Here is a 26,212-nt window from a genome sequence, read left to right as displayed (position 1 = left end):
GGAGGTGGATCCTTTGGGTAAACGTGTATACGAATTCGCCAAGGAACAAAACGTAACAAGTAAGCAGGTCATCACCCAGCTCGAAAAGCTGGAGAAACCAGTCAAGAATCATATGGCAGTATTAGATGAACAGACAGTACAGCAACTCGATCAAGTATTTAATCCCGAAAAATATCGGGCTCAAAAGACGGAGGCTCCAAAACAAGTGAAATCAGATAATAAACCGAACCGACCAGGAAGTACAAACAAACCAGCAGGTAACCAATCACGTAACAGCAAAGGCGGACGCCCAGAATTCGGCAACCGTAACAACCGTGGCGGCAAACGTCGTCCGAACCAAAAGAAAGCAGAACCACGCAAACTTGAAGTAGCGGATCCGAACTCGAAGTCGAGTCAACGGAAAGCAGCTCGCCGGGCGCAAGAAGAGGCGATGGCAAACGTCGTTCAATACTCTGACAACTTGACAGTCGGTGAACTCGCTGAAAAAATGGCGAAAAAACCGAATGAACTGATCATGAAATTGATGGGTCTCGGTGTCATGGCGACGATCAACCAAGATCTTGATGACGAGACAGTCGAACTGCTCGCGACAGAGTTTGGTTTTGAAGTCGAAAAGACTGTCCAAGTCGATGAGACGGACTTTGATCAATACGAATTGAACCTTGACCAGTACGAATTGTCTGAGCGTCCACCGGTCGTTACGATCATGGGACACGTCGACCACGGTAAAACGACATTGCTCGATTCGATCCGTAACACGAAGGTCACTGCAGGCGAAGCCGGCGGGATCACGCAGCACATCGGTGCTTACCAAGTTGAGATCGACGGCAAGAAGATCACGTTCCTTGATACACCAGGTCACGCGGCGTTCACGACGATGCGTGCACGTGGAGCAGATGTCACGGATATCGCGATCATCGTCGTTGCAGCCGATGACGGTGTCATGCCGCAGACGGAAGAAGCGATCAGCCACGCGAAAGCAGCTGGCGTTCCAATCATCGTCGCTGTCAACAAGATGGATAAAGAGGGTGCGAACCCTGACCGTGTCAAACAAGAATTGACAGAGTTCGAACTCGTTGCAGAGGACTGGGGCGGCGATACGATCTTCGTACCGGTTTCAGCTCTTAAAGGAGACGGCATCGACGAATTGCTCGAGATGATCCTTCTCGTCTCAGAAGTTCAAGAATACAAATCAACACCAGACATGAACGGTCGCGGAACAGTCATCGAGGCGAAACTCGATAAAGGACGCGGTCCAGTCGCTACACTTCTCGTTCAACACGGAACACTTCGCGTTGGTGACCCGATCGTTGTCGGTCACACGTTCGGTCGTATCCGGGCAATGGTCAACGATATCGGTCGTCGTGTCAAAGAAGTCGGACCATCGACGCCAATCGAAATCACAGGTCTAAACGATGTCCCGAAAGCGGGCGATCAATTCTTCGCATTCGAAGATGAGAAAAAAGCACGCCAAATCGGTGAAGCACGTTACCAACGTGAAATCGAAGCACAACGTCGCGATTCAGCGAAAGTTAGCTTAGAAGATCTCTTCGACCGCATCAAAGAAGGAGAAGTCAAGGACCTCAACATCATCATCAAAGGTGATGTCCAAGGTTCAGTTGAAGCCTTAGCCGGTTCATTGAAGAAAATTGATGTCGAAGGTGTTAAAATTAACATCGTACACTCAGGTGTTGGTGCGATCACGGAAGGTGACGTCATCCTCGCCTCGGCAGCAAATGCGATCATCATCGGATTCAACGTTCGTCCGGATGGTAACGCGAAATCAATGGCGGATCAGGAGAAGGTTGAAATTCGTCTTCACCGGATCATCTATAACGCGATTGAAGAAATCGAGCAAGCGATGAAAGGTCTCCTTGATCCTGAATTCGTCGAGAAAATCATCGGTCAAGCTGAAGTCCGCGATGTCATCAAAGTATCGAAAGTCGGTACGATCGCGGGTGGATATGTCACGGAAGGTAAGTTAACGCGTGATGCAGGTGTCCGTGTCGTTCGTGACAGCATTGTCATCTACGAAGGAAAACTCGATACACTTCGCCGCTTCAAAGATGATGTCAAAGAAGTCGCTGCTGGTTACGAGTGTGGTATTAAGATCGAACGTTATGATGACGTAAAAGTCGATGATGTCATCGAAGCGTTCATCATGGAAGAAGTCAAACGGAAGTAACAGAACGGAATCCATTCTTCCGAACTGGAGGGAACAAACATGAGTTTACGCTCGAATCGTGTCGCCGAACAGGTGCGTAAGGAAATTACGCAACTGCTCATCAAGGATGTCAAGGATCCACGCGTCAAGCCGATTACCGTCACAGGTGTCGAAGTGACAGGAGACTTGCAACAAGCGACGATCTTCTATTCAGTCCTCGGTGACGAAAAAGCACGTGAGGATGCGCGCATCGGTCTTGAAAAATCAAAAGGCTTCATGCGTAAGGAAATCGGATCGCGGATTCGTCTGCGGAAAACACCTGAACTATTGTTCGAGGTCGATTCTTCTGTCGAATACGGATCACGCATTGATGAGTTGCTTCGGAATTTGAACAAAGATTAACACCTAAGGCAACCACGCGTGTGGTTGCCTTTTTTCAAGGAGGACATCACGTGGAACCCATCGGAGTATTACCACTAGATAAACCAGCCGGCATGACGAGTCATGATTGTGTCTTTCGTCTACGTCGCTTGTTTCAGACGAAAAAAGTCGGACATACAGGGACGCTTGACCCGGAAGTAACAGGTGTCTTACCGATTTGTCTCGGACGAGCGACGAAACTTGCCCGTTTCATCACGGATGAAGGAAAACGTTACGCGGCGGAAGTGACGATTGGTTTTGCAACGACGACAGAAGATGCACACGGAGAGACGGTTCGTGAAACACCGGTCGAACCCGAAAGTATTACTGAAACGGCAATCGCTGATATTCTGAGCGCCTTGACAGGAGAGATCGAACAGACGCCACCGTATTATTCAGCAGTCAAAGTGAACGGGAAGAAACTATACGAATATGCACGAAAAGGGATTGAAGTCGAGCGACCGACACGGATCGTCCGTATCGATCGATTGGAACGGACATCGGACCTCGTGTTCGAAGATGGTCTTTGTCGCTTCCGCCTCGATATCGCATGTGGAAAAGGGACCTATATCCGGACACTAGCAGTCGAAATCGGAGAACGCCTCGGTTATGCCGCACACATGAGCGACTTACGCCGGACAGGCTCTGGTGCGATTGCTGAGACGGATACCGTCACACTCGAGACACTCGAATCATATGAGACGGTCGAAGAACGGATGCAGCACGTCCTACCGATCGAATACGTCATCCAAAAATGGCCACGATTGACGGTTGATGCAGCAACAGCGCAACGTGTCTTGAACGGAGCAAAGCTGACAAGCATTCCAGTCGAATTCGAGCTGTTTACTGTCTATAATGAAGAGGACGTACCTTTAGCGCTATATCGACGTCTTCCAGAAGAACAGGTAGCACGCGTCGAGGTCATGCTACAAATCGATTAAGATCGGAGAGAGCATCATGGACATCATACATTTGACATATCCGGAACAGCCTCAAAAAGACCCTGCTGTCATCGCGCTCGGCTTTTTTGACGGTGTACATCTCGGACATCAGCAAGTCATCGCAGCAGCACGGAAAGAAGCGGAGGCTCGTCGCCTTCCTTTGGCTGTCATGACCTTTGATCCACATCCGAAACAAGTACTTGGTAAAGGGGATGAACCGGTCCGCTACATCACGCCGCTTGAACGAAAATTAGAGAAAATCGAACGTCTTGGTGTCGATCGTGTTTACGTCATTGAGTTCACGATTCCTTTCTCGGAATTGTCACCACAAGCTTTCGTCGATGAATATCTGATTGCGTCTGGAGCAGAGCACGTCGTCGCTGGATTTGATTATTCCTACGGTCGCTTCGGAGCCGGAAAAATGACGACGCTTGATTTTCATAGTCGGAGCACGTTCACGCACACCGTTGTAGCAGAGTTCCAAGAAGAAGCAGAAAAAATCAGCTCAACCCGGATTCGTCGTTTACTTGCTGCAGGAGAAGTCGAACCGGCTGCACGTTTGCTTGGAGAACCTTACCAAATCAAAGGCACGATCATTCACGGTGACGCACGCGGTCGACAAATTGGCTTCCCGACAGCCAACATGCGTCCGGAATTTTCTTACGTCATTCCGAAACTTGGTGTGTATGCGACATTCGTTCGCTTAGCGGACGGTCGTCGTTTCAAAGCGATGACGAACGTCGGCAGACGCCCGACGTTCTATGAGACAGGAGAGGTCAGTATCGAGACGCATCTTCTTGACTTTGATGAGGATCTTTACGGTCAAGAATTGACGCTTGAATGGATTGCTTATTTACGCGATGAAAAAGCCTTCAACGGTATCGATCAATTGAAAGAACAGTTGGCACGAGACCGCGAAGAGGCAAACACACGATTAAGCGTTTGACAGTACGGACAGGGTTCGTTATGATAGGTCAGTACGATCACGTACAGCCGATTCACTTGGCATCTGGTCTCACCATCCGATGCTCGGGAATACGGTCATTCATAAGATGGAGGTGGAGTGACAATGGCACTCACAAAAGAACGTAAAAACGAAATCATCGAAGCATATGCTACGAAACAAGGCGATACTGGTTCGCCGGAAGTACAAGTTGCTGTTTTAACTGAACAGATCACAACTTTGAACGATCACTTACGTACACACAAAAAGGATCACCACTCACGTCGTGGTCTCTTGAAAATGGTCGGTCGTCGCCGTAACTTGCTCACATACCTTCGTAACAAGGATGTTGCACGTTACCGTTCGTTGATCGAGCGTCTTGGTCTCCGTCGCTAATCCCGACGAGAACGAGGTAGGGAAGCAGGAGCATCGTCTCCTGTTTCTTTTTTTTGCCGATTCATGGACTTTTTGCGCAAGAACCTACATAATTAGATTTGAATGAAAAAACGGATAGCAGTGAGAGGAGATTTGTGCATGTCACAAACAAAACAGACGTTTTCGACCGAACTCGGTGGACGTCCATTAACGATTGAAATCGGTCAATTAGCAAAACAAGCGAACGGAGCAGCATTGATTCGTTACGGCGATACAGCCGTTCTTGCTACGGTCGTTGCATCAAAACAACCGAAGGACTTAGATTTCTTCCCATTAACAGTGAACTATGAAGAAAAATTATATGCGGCAGGGAAAATCCCAGGTGGATTCCTCAAACGTGAAGGACGCCCTGGAGAGAGCGCGATCTTGACTTCGCGTCTGATCGACCGTCCGATCCGTCCACTATTCCCGGACGGTTTCCGTCACGACGTTCAAGTCGCGACGACGGTTCTTTCGTCAGATGCTGACAATTCACCAGAAGTCGCTGCGATGATCGGAGCTTCGATTGCGCTTTCGATCTCGGATATTCCATTCGACGGTCCAATCGCAGGCGTGACGATCGGTCGCGTCGACGGAGAGTTCGTCGTGAACCCGACTTCAGCGCAAATGGAAGTCAGCGACATCGACCTTCAAGTTGCCGGGACAAAACATGCCGTCAACATGGTTGAAGCAGGTGCGAAGGAAGTATCGGAGCAAGCAATGCTTGAAGCGATCTTGCTCGGACACGATGTCATCAAGGAAATGATCGCGTTCCAAGAAGAAATCGTTGCACAAGTCGGTAAAGAGAAGTTCGACTACACGGTATCAAGCTTCGATGAGACAATCGTCAATCGCCTGAAAGCAGAAGCATTGGCAGAAGTCACACAAGCAGTTCAAGTCGAAGAAAAACAAGCACGTGACGTTGCCATCAACGAAGTCATCGCAAAATACATCGAGTTGTATGCAGCTGACGAGTCAGTCACAGCAGAGCAACTGGCAGAAGTATCAGGCGTTCTCAACAAGTTCGTCAAAGACGAAGTCCGTCGTCTCATCACGGAAGACAAAGTCCGTCCAGATGGTCGTGGTCTTGCTGAAATCCGTCCACTCGATTCAGAAGTCGGTCTCTTACCACGTGCACACGGTTCAGGTTTGTTCACTCGCGGTCAGACGCAAGTCTTGTCTGTTGCGACACTCGGTGTTGCGGGTGACGCTCAAATCATCGATGGTCTTGGTCTGAAGGAAGAGAAACGTTTCATGCACCACTATAACTTCCCGCCATTCTCAGTCGGAGAAGCACGTCCGATGCGTGCACCAGGTCGTCGTGAAATCGGTCACGGGGCACTTGGAGAACGCGCACTCTTACCAGTTCTTCCGAATGAAGTCGATTTCCCGTACACGATTCGTCTCGTGTCGGAAGTCCTTGAGTCGAACGGTTCTTCATCACAGGCTTCAATCTGTGGTTCGATCCTTGCCATGATGGATGCTGGTGTTCCACTCAAAGCACCTGTCGCTGGTATTGCGATGGGCTTGATCATGGAAGGCGACAATTACTCGATCTTGACAGATATCCAAGGGATGGAAGATCATCTCGGAGACATGGACTTCAAAGTCGCTGGAACTCACGAAGGTGTCACAGCTCTGCAAATGGATATGAAAATTGGCGGGATCACGCGTCAAATCCTCGAAGAAGCACTCGAACAAGCACGTCTTGGTCGTTTGCACATTCTTGAGCATATGCAAACGGTCATCGCTGAACCACGTGTCGAATTGTCACAATACGCACCAAAAATCGTCACACTCAAAATCAATCCAGATAAAATCCGTGATGTCATCGGACCTGGTGGTAAAGTCATCAACGGTATCATCGATGAGACAGGCGTCAAGATCGACATCGATCAAGACGGAACAGTCTTCATCGCATCGACGGATCAAGCTGGCATCGATCGTGCCCGTCAATTGGTCGAAGATATCGTCCGTGAAGTCGTCGTCGGAGAAGAGTTCGATGGAACAGTTCGTCGTGTTGAGAAATTCGGTGCATTCGTCGAATTGTTCAAAGGAAAAGACGCACTCGTCCACATTTCGGAACTCGCACTTAACCGTGTCGGTCAAACGGAAGATGTCGTCAAACTTGGAGATAAGCTAAAAGTCCGTGTCACAGAAATCGATGACAAGGGACGCGTCAACGCCTCGCACAAAGTCCTGCTCGTCGAAGGCTTAAGCGAAGAAGATCGTGCAGCGTATGAAGAAAAGAAAAAGACAGAGCGTGAGAACCGCCCGCCACGCCGGGATCAGGGTTCACGCCCACCACGTGACGGACAACGTCCACCACGTCGTAACTAATGAATCCAAGGTGGCTCGACGGTGCAGAGAATGCAACGAGAGCCACCTTGTTTCCTATATTTGGAGGAATTACTATGATCGAACGGATACAATTAGACAACGGAGTTCGACTGATCGTTGAACGAATGCCGGAAGCACGCAGCGTCGCTACTGGAATCTTCATTCAAGCAGGAAGCCGGACGGAACAGATCGAGGAGCATGGGATCAGTCATCTCATCGAGCATATGATGTTTAAAGGAACAAAACGCCATACGGCAAAAGAGATTGCGGTTTATTTTGATCGACTTGGTGGAAATATTAATGCGTTCACGAGTAAGGATCAAACGTGTTATTACGTCAAGACATTAGATGAACATGCAGGAGAAGCCTTTCACGTGTTGGCGGATATGTTCCTCGAATCGACGTTTGACGCGGATGAACTGGAAAAAGAGAAAAAGGTCGTCATTGAAGAGATTAAAATGTACGATGACACACCAGATGATCTCGTCCATGAGTTATTAGCTGTTGCGGCTTACGGAGAGGATGTCATGGCTCGTCCGATTCTTGGAACGGAAGAGAGTGTGCTTCGGATTGATCGAGCGATGATCGGGCGGTATCTCGAAGAAGCGTATGCTCCGGATCAAATCGTCATTTCTGTTGCCGGAAACGTCTCAGACGCGTTGATTGCGCAGATTCAAGAGCGGATGTCGATCCTCGAATCACGATCGAAGACACGCGAGACGATAGAGCCAAGGTTACAAAATGGTGTGATTCGCAAGGAAAAGGATACGGAACAGGCTCATATTTGTTATAATTTCCGTGCGATTCCTTCTGCTGACCCACGTTTGCCTGCCCTCGCCTTACTCAATAATGCATTCGGTGCGACGATGTCGAGTCGCTTGTTCCAATCAATCCGAGAGGAACGCGGTCTTGCCTATTCAGTCTTTTCCTATTACACGACGTTTGACGATCATGGAACGTTCACGATCTATGTCGGCACGTCTCCGGAATCGGTCGAAGAGGTCGAACAGGTCCTCGCTGCTGAAATTGATCGCTTGAAGCGGGATGGATTATCGACGAAGGAACTCGAAGATGGGATTGAACAGCTGAAAGGTTCTCTGATTCTAGGCAACGAAGGCACATCGAGTCACATGAATCGAAACGCCCGAAATGAGTTGCATCTACATCGCCATCCATCACTTGAAGAAGTGTTAGCGGATGTCGAACGGATTCGTCCATCGGATATCGAAGGGCTGATTGAGCACATCTTTTCGGAGGAACCGGCAAAGGCCTATATTCTTCCGGCAGACGAAGAAGAGGAAGCATGATAGCAGAACGGAATAGATGAAACATATGAAATGACGATGTCGAGAAAGAAGGAATACCGTTGAATTTAGCTGAATTGATTCAAGTCATACAGACGCAAAAAATCGAACGAATGGTAGAAGTGGACGTTACGTCCATTACGACCGATTCACGGGATGTTAAACCGGGAACATTGTTCGTCGCCATCAAAGGATATACTGTTGATGGACACGACTATGCTAAACAGGCGGAAGCACAAGGAGCGGTCGCGATCGTTGCGGAACAACCGGTCGACGTGTCGATTCCTGTCATTCTTGTTCGTAGTACATCACGTGCCATTGCCGAGTTGGCTGGCAAATTCTATGATTATCCTTCTGAAAAGATGCGGATGATTGGTATTACGGGAACGAATGGGAAAACGACGACGACGACGATCGTCCGTGATATATTAGCGCACCTTGGTCGGAAGACGGGCATCATCGGTACGGTTGAAGTCAAGATTGGTGACCGCGTCGTGCCAAGTCGCAATACGACACCACAAAGCTCCGAGTTACAAGCATTTCTGCATCAGATGCATGAAGAAGATGTCCAAGATGTCATCATGGAAGTTTCTTCACATGGATTAGAGCTTGGTCGGGTAACGGGTGTCGATTACGACGTTGCGGGATTCACAAATCTGACGCATGATCACCTTGATTTCCACAAAACATTTGAAAACTATGCGCGTGCCAAAGGATTGTTGTTTGCACAACTCGGTCAACGGCTGTCGACAGAGAAAGTTGCGGTCTTGAATGCGGATGATCCGACGAGTGAGCTGTATGAGATGATGACAGGTGCTCGTGTCATGACATACGGCATCGACAACGCAGCTGACCTCCGAGCAACAGCGATTGAACAGTCGCTTCAACAAACGACGTTCACGATGCTGTACAAGGAAGAACAAGTCGATGTCACGGCGAATTTCATCGGTCGCTTCAACGTCTATAATCTGTTGCTTGCGACAGGGATCCTCTTGTCTTGCGGATATGATCTAGCAACGATCGCAGGCGCGATTTCAGCAATCCGTCCGGCAAAAGGTCGGATGCAACGCTTGCCGATTGAAGGATATAACGTGTATGTCGACTATGCGCACACGCCTGATGGCATCGAACAGTGTCTGAAAGCACTCGTTGACGTACCGAAGGAAAAGATCGTCTTCCTGATCGGGACAGGTGGAAATCGCGATGTGACGAAACGACCAAAAATGGGCGAACTCGCTTCGACGTACGCAGGAACGGTTGTCATCACAACGGATGATCCACGATATGAAGCATATGATTCGATTACATCCGGTATCGCCAAAGGGATGACCCACGATCAGTTCGTTGAAATCGGTGATCGAGAAGAGGCTGTGCGTTACGCAGCACGACTCGCACGACCAGATAATATCGTCATCTTAGCCGGTAAGGGCCATGAAAAATATCAAATCATTGGGGATGAGAAATTCCCGCTCGATGAGGAAATCATCGTCAAAGAGATGATACGGCAAATGGAGGAACAGAAGTGACTTATCAACCAATCGTTGTAACCATAGATCAATTTGAAACATTCGTAAAAACACATCCCAAAGGTGATTTACTCCAGCTTCCGGCATGGGGAGAAGTCAAAAGCGCGACAGGATGGACACATGAACGTATCGCGGTCGGAACGGCTTCCGGTGAGATTGCCGGAGTTGGTCTTCTTTTGTTCAAGAAAGTACCGAAGCTACCGTTCACGCTTTGTTATGCACCGCGCGGTTTCGTCGTCGATTATACAGATACGGACGCACTTCGCGCCCTTCGTGACGAAGCGATTCGTGTCGCAAAACAACAGAAGGCAATTGCGATTAAATTTGATCCAAACGTCGAGCGGGAAGAATATTCTGGTCTGTTGCAGGAGATGCAAGGACTCGGATTCAAACATAACGGCTTCGGTGGCGGTTTTGACTACGCGCAACCACGCTTTACAATGGAGACGAGTCTTGTAGGGACAGAAAAAGAGATCTTCGACGGTTTCCATTCGAAGTTCCGCTACAACGTCCGCCTTGCTGAACGCAAAGGGATCGTATGCGAACAAGCAAATCGTGAAGGGCTAAAGACATTCGCGAAGCTGATGGTCGAGACGGGCGAACGGGATGGTTTTTCAATCCGCGGTCTGGATTATTTCGAAAATCTGTACGATCATCTTCACCCAAAAGGTGATGCAGTCTTGTTTTTGACGAAACTCGATGTCGTTCGTGCGCTTGAGAATACAGAAGCCTTATTACTTCAAGCTGACAAGGAACTCTCGAAAATTCATCGTCAGCTCGAGAAAGAGACGGCCGAGAAGAAGCTAAAAAGCTTAAACAATCGCTTGGAGCAGACGACAGCACAAATCGAAAAAGCAGAGAAGTCGAAGACAGAACTGATGACGATTGCTGCTAAACATCCAAACGGTGTCATCCTGTCTGGTGGTCTTTTGACGCTTGCTGGTCGTCGCTCGTATTACTTATACGGCGCTTCATCGAACGAGTACCGGGAGTTCATGCCGAACCACTTGATGCAATGGACGATGATGCAATATGCGAAAGAACATGGTGCGCTCTCCTATGACTTCGGTGGAGTTAGTGGTTCGACAGACCCGAATGATCATTACGCGGGACTCTACGCCTTTAAATCTGGTTGGGGCAGCCGGATGATTGAAAAAATCGGTGAGTTCGATTATGTACTCAATCGTCCGCTCTATCTGTTGCTTGAGACTGGGTTACCGATTCTACAAAAACTTCGGAAGAAGCTTCGCCGCTGATGAAACGGGGAACAATCTTCGGTTGGATCGTATTTTTATTGACGATGTTTGCGATTGGATTGTTTCTTGCGGCATCCATGAATCGGATGCCGACGATTTTAATGGATCAACCGGAGCTCGGGATTGATAGTTGTCCACGAGACGTAGCGGGAGAAAATCGTTTGATCAATGCAAGCGAGACGAACCTGAAGCGTCTCCACCCAGCTGTCGAAGCGGGGGCAAAGGATCTGATCCGTGTGGCGCATTCTTGCTACAATATCGATATCAAGATTACGCAAGGATACCGCTCGATTCAGCAACAGAATGCGCTTTATGAACAAGGACGTTCTAAGGCAGGGGAAGTCGTCACGAATGCACGTGGTGGTGAATCGATGCATAATTATGGACTCGCTGTCGATTTCGTTCAGCTCGTGAATGGCCAGATTTCATATGATCTTGAGTATGACGGGAATCGGTCAGGGAAAAGTGATTGGCGCGAAGTCGCGGATATCGGAAAAGCGCTCGGTTTCGAATGGGGAGGCGATTGGAAACGATTCGTCGACTATCCTCATTTTGAGATGACGTTCGGATATTCGCTCGACGAACTGAAGGCTGGTGAACGTCCAAGCCGTTCGGAAAAAGCGAAACGAACGGAAGAGGTCGAAGATTTGTTGAATACGTGATCAACGTCATTCCTGGAGTAATGTGGCAGGAATGACGTTTTTTTTAGATTTCCTAGTCCGATTGTTGGCAGATTGTGAAAATTCGGCTAGAATAGTGATAGTGATAAGTGGACGGCTCACGAAAAGTGAATATGAATTATAGGAGGTCATGTTGTGTCAAAGAAGAAGACGGAAAAAGTAAGCGTCTTTGCTCTTGGTGGCGCCGGTGAGATCGGGAAGAACATGTACGTCGTCGAACTCGACGAGGACATCTTCGTCATCGATGCCGGATTAATGTTCCCAGGAGACGAGATGCTTGGAATCGATAAAGTCATTCCAGACATCAGTTATTTAAAAGAAAACAAAGAGCGGATTCAGGGGATTTTCATTACCCATGGTCACGAGGATCATATCGGGGCACTCAGTTACGTCTTGCGTGACTTAAAAGTACCGGTTTACGGAACACGTTTGACGCTCGGTTTGATTGAACACAAATTAAAAGAAGCCGGTTTATTGAAAAAGGCAGATCTTCGTCCAATTGATGCCAAGACGAAATTAACCGTTGCAGGTCATTTTATTACGTTCTTCCGGGTCAACCACTCGATTCCGGATGCAGTCGGGGTATGTATTCAAACATCTCAAGGTGCGATCGTCCATACAGGGGATTTCAAATTCGATTACACACCAGTTGATGGAAAACAGGCGGATTTCGGGAAGATTGCAGCAATTGGTCAACGGGGAGTGCTTTGCTTACTGTCTGACTCAACGAATGCAGAGCGACCAGGGATGTCTGGATCAGAATCGATCGTCGGTTCTGAACTGAACGACGTCATCTATGAGGCACCAGGTCGTGTCATCGTCGCTTCATTCGCTTCGAACATTCATCGTCTACAACAAGTGTTTGCGGCAGCAGAAGCGAACAATCGAAAAGTAGCGGTCGTTGGTCGTAGCATGGTCAATAACGTCGAAGTGGCACAGCGTCTGAATTACTTACGCTTCAAACAGAAAACATTGATTGATCTATCTGACATCAACCGCCTCGACGATAACCAAGTCGTCATCTTGACGACAGGATCGCAAGGTGAGCCGATGGCAGCCTTGACACGAATGGCGCGTAACGCACATAAGCAAGTCAATATTCGCTTGAACGATACGGTCGTCGTTGCGGCTTCGCCGATTCCAGGTAACGAAAAGTCGGTTTCGAAAACGATCGATCTCTTATTCCGTGCTGGTGCGAATGTCATTTACAACCAACGGAAAGTACACGTTTCCGGTCACGGTCATGCGGAAGATCTGAAGCTGATGCTCAACTTGATCAAACCGAAATTCTTCCTACCGATTCACGGAGAATTCCGGATGCAAAAGGCACACAGTCGTCTCGCACAGACGGTTGGCGTCAATGCGAACAACATCTTCATCATCGAGAATGGGGATGTCGTTGAGTTCGAGAAGCGCAAAGCACGGATGTCACGCAAAGTGAACGCTGGAAACGTCTTGATCGACGGAATCGGTGTGGGTGATGTCGGAAACATCGTCCTTCGTGATCGTCGCTTGTTATCGCAAGACGGTGTCGTCCTTTGTGTCATTACGATCAGCCGGAAAAACAAAACGATCGTATCGGGACCAGAAATCATCTCTCGCGGATTCGTCTACATGCGTGAATCAGAGGATATGATCAACGAAGCAAACCGAATCGTTGCGAAACAACTACAAGGTAAATTAAACGGAGAATTGGATTGGACGGAGATGAAGTCGTTGATTCGAGATAAACTCAGTGCTTATCTCTATGAACAGACGAAACGCCGCCCGATGATTCTTCCGATCATCATGGAGATTTAACAAACGAGCGGCTCAGATTGACCAATACCTGGTCCACTGAGCCGTTTTTTTATCAGGAGGGATGACGTATGGCGACGACGAAACGAAAACCTGTACGAAAAAAAACGCCGCCACGGAAACGACCGGCAGCGAAGAAACAACGTCAGCCGATTGCGTATCGTACATATGCGACCATCATCGCAATCGTCTCATTACTAGCTTTCGTTCTCGCTTTTGGGGAGTTCGGGAAAGTCGGACTGACGCTAGCTGATGGAGGAGAGCGGTTAATTGGTCAGTTCGGCTCCTTATTATATGGTGGAATCGGTGCTGTGCTACTTTTACTCCTCTCGAATGCGTCACGTGCTCAGAAATGGGCATGGTCGATGTTACTGATGGGTTCAGTCGTCTGGATTGATCTATTGCTCGGAGCACCGCGTGGTATTCTCAATGGATGGCTCTATCAAAACGCAGCTTATTATATTTCGAGCGCGGGTGCCTTCTTGATTGGTCTGTTCTTCATCGGAACGGCCGTTCATATACTAAACCCATCGTTTTATGGAGAGCTATGGCTTGGGCTCCGGGAACGTGCAGAAGAGTTTCGCAATCGTGAACGGCCCCCACGTCCTCGTGTCGAAAAAGAGTTGAAACCGAAACCGGTTCGTGAGAAAAAACCGAAGACGTTGCGACCAGCAACTGTCGAGGAACCAATCGAAACGGAACAAGAAGCAGAAGATCCGTCCGTCAACATTCAAGACGTTCCGATCATCGGTTTCACGGATCACGTTGAACCCCAAGCAGCGGAGACACAAGGGCCGTTGACGATGACAGAGACACCAGACGGTTATCAATTGCCGTCGCTTGATTTGTTAGCAGAACCGACATCAAAAGATTTGTCCGGCGAGAACAAACGACTGAAGGACAATGCGACGAAATTGATTGCAACCTTAAAGTCGTTCGGGATCGGAGCAAAAGTCTTAAAGATTCATCTCGGACCAAGTGTCACGAAGTACGAGATTGAACCAAAACAAGGAATCAAGCTTAGTCGAATCACGGGACTCGCCGATGACTTAGCGCTAGCGTTAGCCGCAAAAGATATCCGGATCGAAGCACCGATTCCGGGTAAAGCGGCTGTTGGAATCGAGGTGCCGAACCGTGAAGTCGCCATGGTATCACTTCGAGAAGTACTAGGAGCGGAGAGCGTCCAATCCGACAGCGATCGTTTGCTCGTTGCACTCGGACGAAGCATTTCTGGTGAGACGGTGACAGCGAAGTTGAATAAGATGCCACACGTCTTAGTTGCCGGTTCGACGGGTTCCGGTAAATCGGTCTGTATCAATGGGATGATTGTCTCGATATTGATGCGGGCACGACCGGATGAAGTCCGCTTGATGATGATTGACCCGAAAATGGTCGAATTGAATGTCTACAACGGCATTCCGCACCTCTTAGCGCCCGTCGTCACCGATCCTAAAAAAGCGGCACAGGCATTAAAACAGGTCGTCTCGGAAATGGAACGCCGTTATGAGATCTTCAGTCAAAACGGAGCGCGCAACATCGAAGGCTACAATGCACTGATTGATAAGATGAACGCAGAGGAGAAAGTGCATCAACGATTACCGTACATCGTTGTCATCGTCGATGAGTTAGCTGACTTGATGATGGTCGCGTCAAACGAAGTCGAAGATGCGATCATGCGACTTGCACAAATGGCGCGAGCAGCAGGAATTCATATGGTCATTGCGACGCAGCGTCCGAGTGTTGACATCATCACCGGTGTCATCAAGGCGAATATCCCGTCGCGGATCGCATTCAGTGTATCGAGTGCGACGGACTCGCGGACGATTCTTGATACGGGAGGCGCTGATAAATTGCTCGGACGAGGAGATATGTTGTTACTTGGTAACGGCATGAACAAACCGGTCCGCGTACAAGGAGCCTTTTTATCGGACGAAGAAGTCGAGAAGGTCGTCAATCATGTCATCAGTCAGCAAAAGGCACAGTATGTTGAAGCGATGATTCCAAAAGATGTACCAGAGGGCGAAACAGAGGTCGACGATCCACTTTACGATGAGGTCGTCCAGTTCATTCTGACACAAGAGACGGCATCAACGTCGATGATTCAACGAAAGTACCGCATCGGTTACAACCGAGCTGCCCGTCTTATTGATGCGTTAGAAGAAAACGGTCTGATTGGTCCATCTGAAGGATCTAAACCACGCCGCGTCATGGGACGTTAATCGAGTAGAAAGGAAGCCGTGGAATATTCCAAGGCTTCCTTTTCTTTTCTAAAAAAATGTATAGATAAGAACCGGTGTCTCGAAAAAAAGAAAAGACACATGAAAAAAAGACATGATGATTTTGTATAAATAGAAATGACTGGAAAAATCAATGAAGGCATCAAAAATAAAATCGCTTTCATGAAAATAGTTGTCAGACGTCTGTTGATTTTCAGTAGTGTTTTTGGCATACTCAGTCATATGAGTGACCGACCTTCAACACGAGGGCTGGGAGCGGCTTTTTCACAAATAGATAATGAAAGCGCTCTCATAATTGCAGAGGAGATGGATGAAATGAAGAAGAAACAGGTAATCGTATCGATGATGTCAGTAGCGACGGTTGGTCTTGCTGCTTGTGGTGGTTCAGGTGAGAAAGCCGATCAAAAAGATCAATTCTCTGTTGCGATGGTAGCCGATAAGGGTGGTATCGATGATAAATCGTTCAACCAATCCGCTTGGGAAGGTCTGCAAGCGTACGGTAAAGACAACAAACTTCAAAAGAATGAAGGGTTCTCTTATCTACAATCTAAATCGCAACAAGATTATCAACCGAATCTATCGCGTCTTGCTCGTGGGGGAGAAGATTTAGTTTTCGGAATCGGGAACACGTTCAATGAGGATATCAAAACAGTTGCTGATCAATTCAAAGACACACAATTCGCAATCATCGATAACGTCGTTGAAGGAAAGAACGTCACGTCGATCACATTCAAGGAAAATGAAGGAGCATATCTTGCAGGGATCGTTGCTGCAATGGAGACGAAAAAAGATCATATCGGTTTCGTTGGTGGGATGAAGATGGACGTCATCGAGCGTTTCCGTGCCGGTTTCGAAGCAGGTGCTAAGTCCGTCAATCCGAAGATTAAAATCGATGTCCAATATGCGGAAGACTTCGCAGCTCCAGAAAAAGGTCAAGCGATCGCAGCTGGAATGTATGGTAAAGGCGCAGATATCATCTTCCCAGCAGCAGGTGGTACAGGAAACGGTGTCTTCACAGAGGCGAAAAACCGCAAGAAAAACGGTGAAAACGTCTCAGTCATCGGTGTCGACCGAGACCAAAAAGAAGAGGGTATGCCGGAAGACGTTACATTAACTTCTGTCATCAAACGTGTCGACCGTGCAGTCGAAGATACAGCAAACGCAGCGAAGGATGGTAAACTCGAGGGCGGCAAAACGATTCGTTATGGTCTGAAAGAAGATGGAGTTGATATCGTACCATCTGAAAAGATTTCGAAGAAGACGTTGACTGCGCTTGAGAAAGCAAAATCAGATGTCGTTTCTGGAAAAATCGAAGTACCTGAGCAATAAGCGTTGAAAAAAGAAGGGGCATTCTTAGGTAGAATGCCCTATTTTCTTCCATTATTGATTGCGTTATGAAAAGGGTTACAAAAGCGCCAGAAGTCAGACTTCTAACCTGTTACAAAATGATTGCAGGATTGTGTTGGGCGTCATATACTTATCTTGGCTGGAGTTCTCATACGTCAGAAGTCTGAGCACTGGTTACAACTAGATAGAGGATGGAGATGCGTCATGTCGATTAAATTAGATCATCGTTTGCTTTATTTACGTGTGATTGAAAAGATCAAGTCTGACATCGATGACGGCGTTTACAAGGAAGGCGAGAAGCTCCCTTCAGAGTTTGAACTTTCAAAGCAACTTGGCGTCAGTCGAGCTACTCTTCGAGAGGCTTTACGAATTCTTGAAGATGAGAACATCGTCATCCGTAAACACGGTGTCGGTACGTTTATCAATGCAAGACCACCGTTTACTTCTGGAATCGAAGAATTGTACAGCGTAACAGAAATGATTGCGCGCGCAGGTATGGTTCCGACATCAGAAGTGTTATCATCCGAGATGGTCCAACCGACTGAGCGCGACCGAGAGCGTTTTCAACTTGGTCCGGATGAATTGGTTTATCGAATCGAACGAATCCGACTCGCAGGGGATGTTCCTGTCGTCTATTGTATCGATAAGATTCCAAGCCATTATATTAAAAATGAAGAGCAGTTCACCTCTTCGACATCATTATTTGATGCTTTAGAAAAAGAACTTGGACGACGTGTCACGCATGCCGTGACGCACATCGAGCCACGTATTGATCCGAAAATCGCTGAACAATTACATACGGACCAACCTCTGCTCGCTTTGCGTCAAACGCATTATGATGAGCTCGACCGTTCCGTTCTTTTTTCAGCGAACTATTTCCGAGCAGATAAGTTTGATTTCCACGTCATCCGTAAACGTGTGTGAGCCATTGTTTTAGGATGAATACTGAAAGCGCTTTCCGTCATAACCTACGTAACGCTCCTCATCGCCAGCCTCGGGTGCTAGACGTAGTCTTGAACTTTGTATGACCATATTCGAAAGGGGATTTTCCAGATGAAAAAGAAGTCACTTCTCGCATTAGCAGCAACAGGTTTAGCAATGAGTTCGGTCCTTGCAGCATGTGGTGGCAACGACGATTCAAAAGATTCAGGTAGCGGTAGCAAATCAGAAGGCTTTAAAGTGGGTATGGTTACAGATACAGGCGGCGTGGATGATAAATCATTCAACCAATCTGCTTGGGAAGGTATCCAGAAGTTCGGAAAAGACAACGACCTAAAAGAAGGTACTGGCTACAAATATCTTCAATCTGCAAAACAATCGGATTACCAACCAAACCTTCAGCAATTAGCTCGTGCTAAATACGACTTGATCCTCGGTATCGGGTTCTTGATGGGAGAAGATATCGGTAAAGTAGCGGATCAGTTCAAAAAGAGCAACTTCGCACTCGTCGATATGGTCGTTGACAAGCCAAACGTCGCGTCAATCGTCTTCAAAGAAAACGAAGGATCGTTCCTCGTTGGTGTTGTTGCTGGTTTGACGACGAAATCAGATAAAGTCGGATTCGTCGGCGGCGTTAACTCTGACTTGATCAAGAAGTTCGAAAGTGGATTCAAAGCAGGTGTTAAAGCAGTCAACCCAGACGCTGACATCGAAGTTCAATATGCAGAAGACTTCAACGCTGCTGAAAAAGGACAAGCGATCGCTTCAGGTATGTACGGTAAAAAAGTCGACGTCATCTATCATGCAGCTGGTGGTACAGGACAAGGGGTATTCACAGAAGCGAAAAACCGTAAGAAAAACGGTGAGGATGTTTGGGTTATCGGTGTAGACCGTGACCAAGTCGAAGAAGGTATGCCAGAGAACGTCACATTGACGTCAATGGTCAAACGTGTCGATACAGCTGTTGAGCAAGTCTCAAAAGATACGAAAGACGGCAACTTCCCAGCAGGTAAAGTTGTTGAGTTCGGTCTAAAAGACGGCGGTGTTGATATCGCACCTTCGAAAGACAACGTTTCGAAAGAAGCGCTCGACAAAGTCGAAGAGTATAAAAAACAAATCATCGATGGCGACGTTAAAGTCCCAGCGACAGACGACGAGTACAAAGAATACGAAGCGTCACTGAAATAATAATGAAAGCGGGGGTCGCTAGCATTGCGGCTCCCCCTTTTAAACTAAACATGGGAGTGGATTTTCTTGGAATACGTCATTGAGATGCTGAACATTAGAAAAGAGTTTGGCAGTTTCGTCGCAAATGATAATATCACGCTCCAGCTTCGGAAAGGTGAGATTCACGCTTTACTTGGTGAAAACGGTGCCGGAAAATCGACGCTGATGAACGTCTTATTTGGTTTGTATCAGCCTGAGGCTGGAGAAATTCGTGTACGTGGTGAAAAAGCCAATATTACGAGTCCGAACGTCGCGAACGATCTTGGAATCGGTATGGTGCACCAACACTTCATGCTCGTTCAAAATTTCACTGTTACTGAAAACATCATTTTAGGTGCAGAGCCACGTGCCGGAATTAAGATCGACCGTGCAACTGCACGTGAGAAGGTACGCCAGATTTCTGAACAGTATGGTCTTGCTGTTGATCCTGATGCAAAAATCGAGGATATCTCAGTCGGAATGCAACAGCGTGTTGAAATTTTAAAGACGTTGTACCGTGGTGCAGACATTTTGATCTTCGATGAACCATCTGCTGTCTTGACACCACAAGAGATCAAAGAATTGATTCAGATCATGAATCGCTTGATCGCAGAAGGAAAGTCGATCATCCTCATCACGCACAAACTGAAGGAAATCATGGAAGTAGCTGATCGCTGTACGACGATTCGCCGTGGTAAGTATATCGGAACGGTCGATATCGATGAGACGATGACACAGTCGCGTCTTGCTGAAATGATGGTAGGTCGTGAAGTCAACTTTAATGCGGAGTATTCCAAGGCAACTCCACAAGAACTCGTTCTCGACATCAAGGATCTAGTCGTCAAGGACAGTCGCGGCATCAAAGCCGTCGATGGATTAAATCTCGACATTCGTGCCGGAGAGATCGTCGGAATTGCCGGAATCGACGGGAACGGGCAAACGGAATTGATTGAAGCCATCACTGGTCTCCGTAAAGCGGATAGTGGAGAAATCTTCCTCAACAATAAATCGATCAAAAACTTGAAGCCACGTAAAGTGACGGAATCAGGTGTCGGTCACATTCCGCAAGACCGTCATAAACATGGACTTGTCCTCGATTATTCAATCGGACATAACATGGTCTTACAAACGTATTACAAACAACCGTATTCAAAAGCAGGCATCATGAACTATAAACAAGTCATGGAAAAAGCAAAAACGCTCATCGAGAAGTTCGACGTCCGAACTCCAAGTCCAGAGACGTTTGCTCGTGCCTTGTCAGGTGGTAACCAGCAAAAAGCGATCATTGCGCGTGAAGTCGATCGTTCACCAGACCTATTGATTGCAGCACAGCCGACACGTGGTCTTGATGTCGGAGCAATCGAGTTCATTCATGAACAGTTGGTTCTTGAACGCGAAAAAGGTCGCGCTGTCTTGTTGATTTCATTCGAACTCGAAGAAATTCTTCAAGTATCAGATCGGATTGCCGTTCTTTATGAAGGAAAAACAGTTGCCTTCTTGGATCCAAAAGAAACGAATGAGATCGAGCTTGGCTTCTTGATGGCCGGCGGTAAGAAAGAGGAGGTAGGTCATTCATGAAGTTAGAGCGTTTTTACGGCATCCTCATTCCGATTCTTTCCATCATCCTTGGAATGGTCGTCGGGGCGATCGTCATGGTCATCGGCGGGTATGATCCAATTGCCGGTTTTGATCAGTTATTCTATGGTATTTTTGGCGAACCATACAGCATCGGTGAAACATTGCGAGCAGCAGCTCCGTTGATCTTTGCCGGTCTTGCTGTCGCGTTTGCTTTCCGAACTGGACTCTTTAACATCGGGGTTGAAGGTCAGGTTCTCGTCGGGTGGATGGTCGCAGTTTGGATCGGGATTGAGTTTGATCTACCGATGGCGATTCATTTACCGCTTGCTCTAATTGGAGCAGGTTTAGCAGGTGCACTTTGGGCATCGATTCCTGGTATCTTAAAAGCGAAGTTCCACGTGCATGAAGTCATCACGTCAATCATGATGAACTATATCGCGTTGTATGTGACGAATGATATTTTACGTCATGTCATCGGTATTACGAACGAGCGGACGGAGTCAGTCAAGGAATCAGCATCCCTTGCTTCACCGTTCTTACAAGAGATGACGGATTTTTCACGATTGCATAACGGGATTTTCATCGCAGTCATCGCTGCCCTCGTCTTCTGGTTCATTTTGTGGAAAACAACGCTTGGTTATGAACTCCGAGCAGTTGGATTCAATAAAAATGCTGCAGAGTATGCAGGGATGGGCGTTAACCGAAACATCATCTTATCGTTCGTCATCTCAGGTGTGTTCGCAGGTCTCGCTGGAGCGATGGAAGGTCTTGGGACGTTCCAAAACATGACATTGAACGCGTCCTTCACAGGTGTTGGATTCGACGGAATCGCGGTTGCCTTGTTAGGTGCGAATAACCCGATCGGTGTCGTTCTCGCGGCGTTACTGTTTGCAGGACTCAACATCGGTGGTCTGTCGATGCAACAGATTGGTATTCCACCGGAACTGATCAAAATTATCATCGCATTCATCATCATCTTCGTGGCTTCGGGTTACGCGATTCGTCTCGTCATCGAGAAGTTCACGGTTAAGAAAGAATCTAAAAAAGCGAAAGGAGCCGGTCAATAATGGGCTTTCTTGAAGTACTTTATATCATCGTGCCAATCGCACTCGCCTATTCGGCTCCGTTAATCATTGCAGCACTTGGCGGCATTTTCAGTGAGCGTTCTGGCGTCGTCAATATCGCGTTAGAAGGATTAATGGTCATGGGTGCCTTCACAGGTGTCGTCACGGCATTGACTTTATCGAAAATGGGCTTAGGTGCTGCGAGTCCTTGGCTTGCGATGCTCATCGCGATCGTCGTCGGAGCGGTCTTCTCACTGTTCCTTGCGATTCCAGCAATCCTCTTCCGAGCAGACCAAACGGTTCTTGGAGTAGCGATCAACTTGCTTGCGGTTGGTCTTGCGATCTTCCTTGTCCGTGCACTTTACAGTAAAGGACAGACAGATTCGATTCCAAACCGGATTTCGAAAGAAAATGTACCATTCTTGTCTGATATTCCAGTCTTGAAGATGTTCTTCGCAAACGTCTACTACACATCGTATATCGCGATCGTTCTCGCGTTCGTCGCATGGTACATCATCTTCAAGACACCATTTGGTCTTCGTTTACGTTCTGTCGGGGAACACCCGATGGCAGCGGACACGATGGGAATCAACGTCACGAAGATGCGTTTCATCGGCGTTATGATCTCTGGTGGTTTCGGCGGTCTTGCTGGTGCTGTCTACGCGACGTCGATTTCATTGAACTTCAGTGTGACGACGATTCTCGGTCAAGGCTTCCTCGCGATTGCGGCGATGATCTTCGGAAAATGGAACCCACTCGGTGCCATGGGGGCAGCCCTCTTCTTCGGGTTCGCTCAAGCGATTTCGATCATCGGTCAGCAATTGCCGTTACTCGATCAAATTCCACAAGTGTATCTGTTGATTGCGCCGTATTTATTGACGATCTTAGCACTTGCTGGTGTCGTTGGTCGTGCGGATGCACCAAAAGCTGTCGGTGTACCGTATATCAAAGGTAAACGCTAAATTTTTACTAATCATAGACCGGATGTTGCCAATTGGTGACATCCGTTTTTTTTAGATGATCGATAGATTGAATGAGAAAAAGTCCAATAAAAAAAGATGCTTCGCGAGGAAACATCTTTTTTTATTCACTTATTCGAATTTTAACGCATCGCCTTCGAACGATTCATCTGCTACTTTGATTGAATCCGTCGGGCAACCTTCGAATGCATCAATCATATCGTCGAATAATGCTTCTGGAATTTCGGCAGTACCATTGTTATCATCAAGAATGACATACGCCAAACCCTCATCATCATAATCATAGATATCTGGTGCCGCTGCTCCACAAGCACCACAAGCGATGCAAGTATCTTTGTCGACAATCGTAAATTTAGCCATTGAACGGTCTCCTCTCTATACGAAAACATTATTGAAACACGCTGTTCTCATCTATATGTCATTGTATCGGACTCATCGTTGCATTTCAATGACGAAGCACAAGTGACAGCAGAAAATGTATATATCATCACATGCCCGCAAACGGCCTCTCTAAAACGTAACGATGAAACAGGAATAGCATATCATCTTTGATTTGGAAACGACATACAACAGGAGGGAGCGTGACATATGGAAGTTTCTTTACTCGAGCGTATTTTTCTGGAATCGATCCAGCGCCTTCGAAATGAACGATCTGACCGCAGTCTTTATCATGTTTTTCAAGGAAAGAAATCAGCGACTTCTCTGCAAGATGCTCATTTTTATGATTTAGAGTCGGTATTCGGTACTGTATTAGTCAATAAACAGCGATTCGAAACAATCTTGGCTGAACTTGCGCAGAAGAATTGGATTGAGCGGCAAGAGACACTGCGACTGACGTACGAAGGCGCGCGACTAGTAGAGCAAACGGATCGTGCGACCATTGATCAACTAGGTGGTGAACTTCGTGGTTATGCTGAGATGATGTGGAAACGACTCAGCCTTTTGGTTCAAACGATGGTTTGTTTGGAAGCGAAACAGCCGTTTATTCCTGTGCAACAGGAAACCATCATCCGTGAATGGGTAAAAAGTGTTCTTCCGACCATCTCGAATCGAGCAGAATGGTTACATCATATGCACCAAGAGTTGATAGTTCTCCTTGAGCGCTTACCAGAGCGAGAAGCGACATTAATCAGTTACCGCTTGTCTGGCGTGCAGGCAGGATGGTCTTATCCGCAATTAGCTCAAATGATGAAAACGGATGTGGAGAGTGTTCAATACGAATTTACGATCGCTTGGCGAAAGTGCATCGATGACTTAGAAAAAACACCATTTCTAAAGCAAATAGGTGTTGATCTACACACGTCAAAAATGACCCAGTCTGCGCAAACGACATGGGAGTTATTACAACAGGGATTAACCGTTGAAGCGGTTGCGATCCGAAGACGATTAAAAAATAGTACGATGGAAGATCATCTCGTTGAGATTGCAATGTATGCTCCTTCGTTTCCGCTGGATCATTTTGTTACGTTATCTCAGCAAGAAGAGGTTCGACAGATTGCACAGCGACTCGGAACTTACGCGCTGAAGCGGATCAAGAGTGAGATGCAATCCGAGATATCTTATTTTCAGATTCGATTGGTGTTAGCACGTAGTAAATGGGAGGGGATTTAATGGAAGCGTTATTGCATCGTCATTTTGGATACGAAGCATTTCGACCTGGACAACGCCAAATCATCGATTCCATCCTAAACGGAACAGATACACTAGCAATTTTGCCGACTGGTGGAGGAAAGTCTGTCTGTTATCAATTTCCGTCTTATGTACAAAATGAAGGACTGACGTTGATTTTGTCTCCGTTACTCTCGTTGATTGAAGACCAGGTTATGCAAATTAAGCGCAGAGGGGAGCGATCTGTCGCTAAATTAACTTCTGTCGAGACACGAGAAGAGAAGGAGCAGATCTTATCTGTACTCGAACATCTACGATATCTTTACTTATCACCGGAGCAACTGGCGCTGCCGCAGATTCGGGCTCGGCTAAAACAGATCAATATCGCGCTCTTCGTCGTCGATGAGGCGCATTGTATCTCCCAATGGGGACACGAATTTCGACCGGAGTATGCAAGACTTGGTCACATTCGACAAGAACTTGGCCTTCCACCATGTCTCGCTTTAACCGCAACAGCGACGCGTGCTGTTGAGCAAGATATTCGAACACAACTGCGTATGCATGAGCCACAAATCATCCGTCGTTCTGTCAACCGACCAGAAATCCAATACGTTGTCGATCGCGTGGATCGAGAAGAAAAGGATGCGGCAGTCAATCGGTGGATGGAACGCATCGTTCGCCCATGCGTCATCTATACGACAACCCGTAAAGAAGCGGAACGAATTGCTGAAATCATTGACGGCGCGACCTATTATCATGCTGGGTTGACGATAGAAGATCGCCAGCTTGTTCAACAACAGTTTCTTCATGATGAGATTGATTGTCTCGTGTGTACGAGTGCGTTCGGAATGGGTGTCGATAAAGGTAACGTCCGTACGGTCATTCACTATACGATGCCTGCGACGATCGAAGCTTACATGCAGGAAGTCGGACGTGCCGGACGTGACGGTAAAGAGGCGACTGCGATCTTACTTTACGCTGCTCAAGATGAACAACTACAAACGTACTTGATCGACACGCAATATGCGCCCGTCTTGTGGATCGATCAATTGCAACAAGGAATGAATCAAGGCGAATCCTATGCCAAGATGGAAAGTGGTTTTCGTTTTAATCCGGAAGATCCGGCATACCGCTTACTTAAATCACAACTCGAGAATGGGTGGTCGAAGGAACGCATCATCCAGTGGCAAACAGAACGTAAACAATTGAAACGACAAGAGATCAACCAGATGATGGACTACATTCACCGGAACGAATGTCGCCGTTCGATGTTGTTGCATCATTTTGATGAGCAGGCAATCGTACAACCACGTTGTTGTGATATATGTGGAACGATTGAGTGGGAAAGTCCAGTGCAGAGAAGGACGCATCAACCGGTAGATTGGAAATTGCGTTTAGAACAAGTCTTTTTTTCATCACTAGATTCGGTGTAAACTAGACAATATCCTTATATTTTTCAAGAAAAGGT

General features: G+C 47.3%; 21 protein-coding genes. 20 read left to right on the top strand and 1 reads right to left on the bottom strand.

The genetic code is table 11. The annotated features are described in order from the left end of the window. Positions 1–13: 13 nt before the first annotated feature. From infB to KNQ03_RS03395, 18 genes are all read left to right on the top strand, one after another. Positions 14–2,185, top strand: coding sequence for a translation initiation factor IF-2 (infB, locus tag KNQ03_RS03480; protein ID WP_023468680.1), 2,172 nt, complete (start codon positions 14–16; stop codon positions 2,183–2,185). A 39-nt stretch (positions 2,186–2,224) separates the two neighbouring features. After that, on the top strand, positions 2,225–2,566 hold the full coding sequence (rbfA, locus tag KNQ03_RS03475; RefSeq protein WP_023468679.1) for a 30S ribosome-binding factor RbfA: 342 nt from the start codon (positions 2,225–2,227) through the stop codon (positions 2,564–2,566). Positions 2,567–2,616: 50 nt separating this feature from the next. Further along, on the top strand, positions 2,617–3,525 hold the full coding sequence (gene truB, locus KNQ03_RS03470) for a tRNA pseudouridine(55) synthase TruB (protein ID WP_214723590.1): 909 nt from the start codon (positions 2,617–2,619) through the stop codon (positions 3,523–3,525). 16 nt (positions 3,526–3,541) lie between these two features. Next, positions 3,542–4,471, top strand: a complete 930-nt coding sequence (locus tag KNQ03_RS03465) for a bifunctional riboflavin kinase/FAD synthetase (protein WP_214723588.1) — start codon at positions 3,542–3,544, stop codon at positions 4,469–4,471. A 123-nt stretch (positions 4,472–4,594) separates the two neighbouring features. Beyond that, positions 4,595–4,864 carry a 30S ribosomal protein S15 gene (gene rpsO / locus KNQ03_RS03460; RefSeq protein WP_023468676.1) on the top strand — a complete coding sequence of 90 codons (270 nt, stop codon included), beginning with the start codon at positions 4,595–4,597 and terminating at the stop codon, positions 4,862–4,864. A 138-nt stretch (positions 4,865–5,002) separates the two neighbouring features. Next, entirely contained in the window at positions 5,003–7,222 is a 2,220-nt protein-coding gene (gene pnp, locus KNQ03_RS03455) for a polyribonucleotide nucleotidyltransferase (RefSeq protein ID WP_023468675.1), read from the top strand. A gap of 74 nt (positions 7,223–7,296) precedes the next feature. Continuing rightward, the gene (locus KNQ03_RS03450) at positions 7,297–8,529 is read left to right on the top strand and encodes a M16 family metallopeptidase (protein ID WP_214723586.1); all 1,233 of its coding nucleotides are present in this window, start codon (positions 7,297–7,299) and stop codon (positions 8,527–8,529) included. Between the two features lie 59 nt (positions 8,530–8,588). Further along, positions 8,589–10,052 (top strand): UDP-N-acetylmuramoyl-L-alanyl-D-glutamate--2,6-diaminopimelate ligase, encoded by a 1,464-nt coding sequence (locus KNQ03_RS03445; protein WP_214723584.1) that lies wholly within the window; start codon positions 8,589–8,591, stop codon positions 10,050–10,052. Beyond that, positions 10,049–11,308 carry a lipid II:glycine glycyltransferase FemX gene (locus KNQ03_RS03440; protein ID WP_214723582.1) on the top strand — a complete coding sequence of 420 codons (1,260 nt, stop codon included), beginning with the start codon at positions 10,049–10,051 and terminating at the stop codon, positions 11,306–11,308. Before KNQ03_RS03445 ends, KNQ03_RS03440 begins: the two co-directional genes overlap by 4 nt. Continuing rightward, a complete protein-coding gene (locus KNQ03_RS03435; protein WP_251140233.1) occupies positions 11,308–11,970 on the top strand; it encodes a M15 family metallopeptidase in 663 nt (220 codons plus the stop codon). The genes KNQ03_RS03440 and KNQ03_RS03435 overlap by 1 nt, the downstream gene beginning before the upstream one ends. A 153-nt stretch (positions 11,971–12,123) precedes the next feature. Continuing rightward, positions 12,124–13,788, top strand: coding sequence for a ribonuclease J (locus KNQ03_RS03430; RefSeq protein ID WP_023468670.1), 1,665 nt, complete (start codon positions 12,124–12,126; stop codon positions 13,786–13,788). A gap of 68 nt (positions 13,789–13,856) precedes the next feature. Further along, entirely contained in the window at positions 13,857–16,004 is a 2,148-nt protein-coding gene (locus tag KNQ03_RS03425; protein WP_214723580.1) for a DNA translocase FtsK, read from the top strand. 333 nt (positions 16,005–16,337) lie between these two features. Next, positions 16,338–17,351 (top strand): BMP family lipoprotein, encoded by a 1,014-nt coding sequence (locus KNQ03_RS03420; RefSeq protein ID WP_214723578.1) that lies wholly within the window; start codon positions 16,338–16,340, stop codon positions 17,349–17,351. Positions 17,352–17,573: 222 nt separating this feature from the next. Further along, positions 17,574–18,293, top strand: a complete 720-nt coding sequence (locus KNQ03_RS03415; RefSeq protein WP_023468666.1) for a GntR family transcriptional regulator — start codon at positions 17,574–17,576, stop codon at positions 18,291–18,293. Between the two features lie 129 nt (positions 18,294–18,422). Next, on the top strand, positions 18,423–19,496 hold the full coding sequence (locus KNQ03_RS03410; RefSeq protein WP_214723576.1) for a BMP family lipoprotein: 1,074 nt from the start codon (positions 18,423–18,425) through the stop codon (positions 19,494–19,496). Between the two features lie 66 nt (positions 19,497–19,562). Beyond that, entirely contained in the window at positions 19,563–21,092 is a 1,530-nt protein-coding gene (locus tag KNQ03_RS03405) for an ABC transporter ATP-binding protein (protein WP_029342029.1), read from the top strand. Beyond that, positions 21,089–22,159: an ABC transporter permease gene (locus tag KNQ03_RS03400; RefSeq protein ID WP_029342028.1), complete on the top strand. Its 1,071-nt coding sequence runs from the start codon at positions 21,089–21,091 to the stop codon at positions 22,157–22,159. The genes KNQ03_RS03405 and KNQ03_RS03400 overlap by 4 nt, the downstream gene beginning before the upstream one ends. After that, positions 22,159–23,118 carry an ABC transporter permease gene (locus KNQ03_RS03395; protein WP_023468662.1) on the top strand — a complete coding sequence of 320 codons (960 nt, stop codon included), beginning with the start codon at positions 22,159–22,161 and terminating at the stop codon, positions 23,116–23,118. Before KNQ03_RS03400 ends, KNQ03_RS03395 begins: the two co-directional genes overlap by 1 nt. A gap of 129 nt (positions 23,119–23,247) precedes the next feature. On the opposite strand, the gene KNQ03_RS03390 is transcribed toward KNQ03_RS03395, so the two are convergent. Beyond that, positions 23,248–23,496: a ferredoxin gene (locus tag KNQ03_RS03390; protein ID WP_029342027.1), complete on the bottom strand. Its 249-nt coding sequence runs from the start codon at positions 23,494–23,496 to the stop codon at positions 23,248–23,250. A gap of 228 nt (positions 23,497–23,724) precedes the next feature. Here KNQ03_RS03390 and KNQ03_RS03385 point away from each other — a divergent pair, with 228 nt between their 5' ends. Beyond that, complete coding sequence (locus tag KNQ03_RS03385) at positions 23,725–24,747, top strand: YpbB family protein (RefSeq protein WP_214723574.1); 1,023 nt, start codon at positions 23,725–23,727, stop codon at positions 24,745–24,747. After that, entirely contained in the window at positions 24,747–26,177 is a 1,431-nt protein-coding gene (locus KNQ03_RS03380) for a RecQ family ATP-dependent DNA helicase (RefSeq protein WP_251133295.1), read from the top strand. Before KNQ03_RS03385 ends, KNQ03_RS03380 begins: the two co-directional genes overlap by 1 nt. Positions 26,178–26,212: the final 35 nt, after the last annotated feature.

The sequence above is a fragment of the Exiguobacterium sp. s143 genome (assembly GCF_018618895.1).
GTDB classification, from domain to species: domain Bacteria; phylum Bacillota; class Bacilli; order Exiguobacteriales; family Exiguobacteriaceae; genus Exiguobacterium_A; species Exiguobacterium_A abrahamii.
This window is presented reverse-complemented; position numbering and strand designations above follow the sequence as displayed.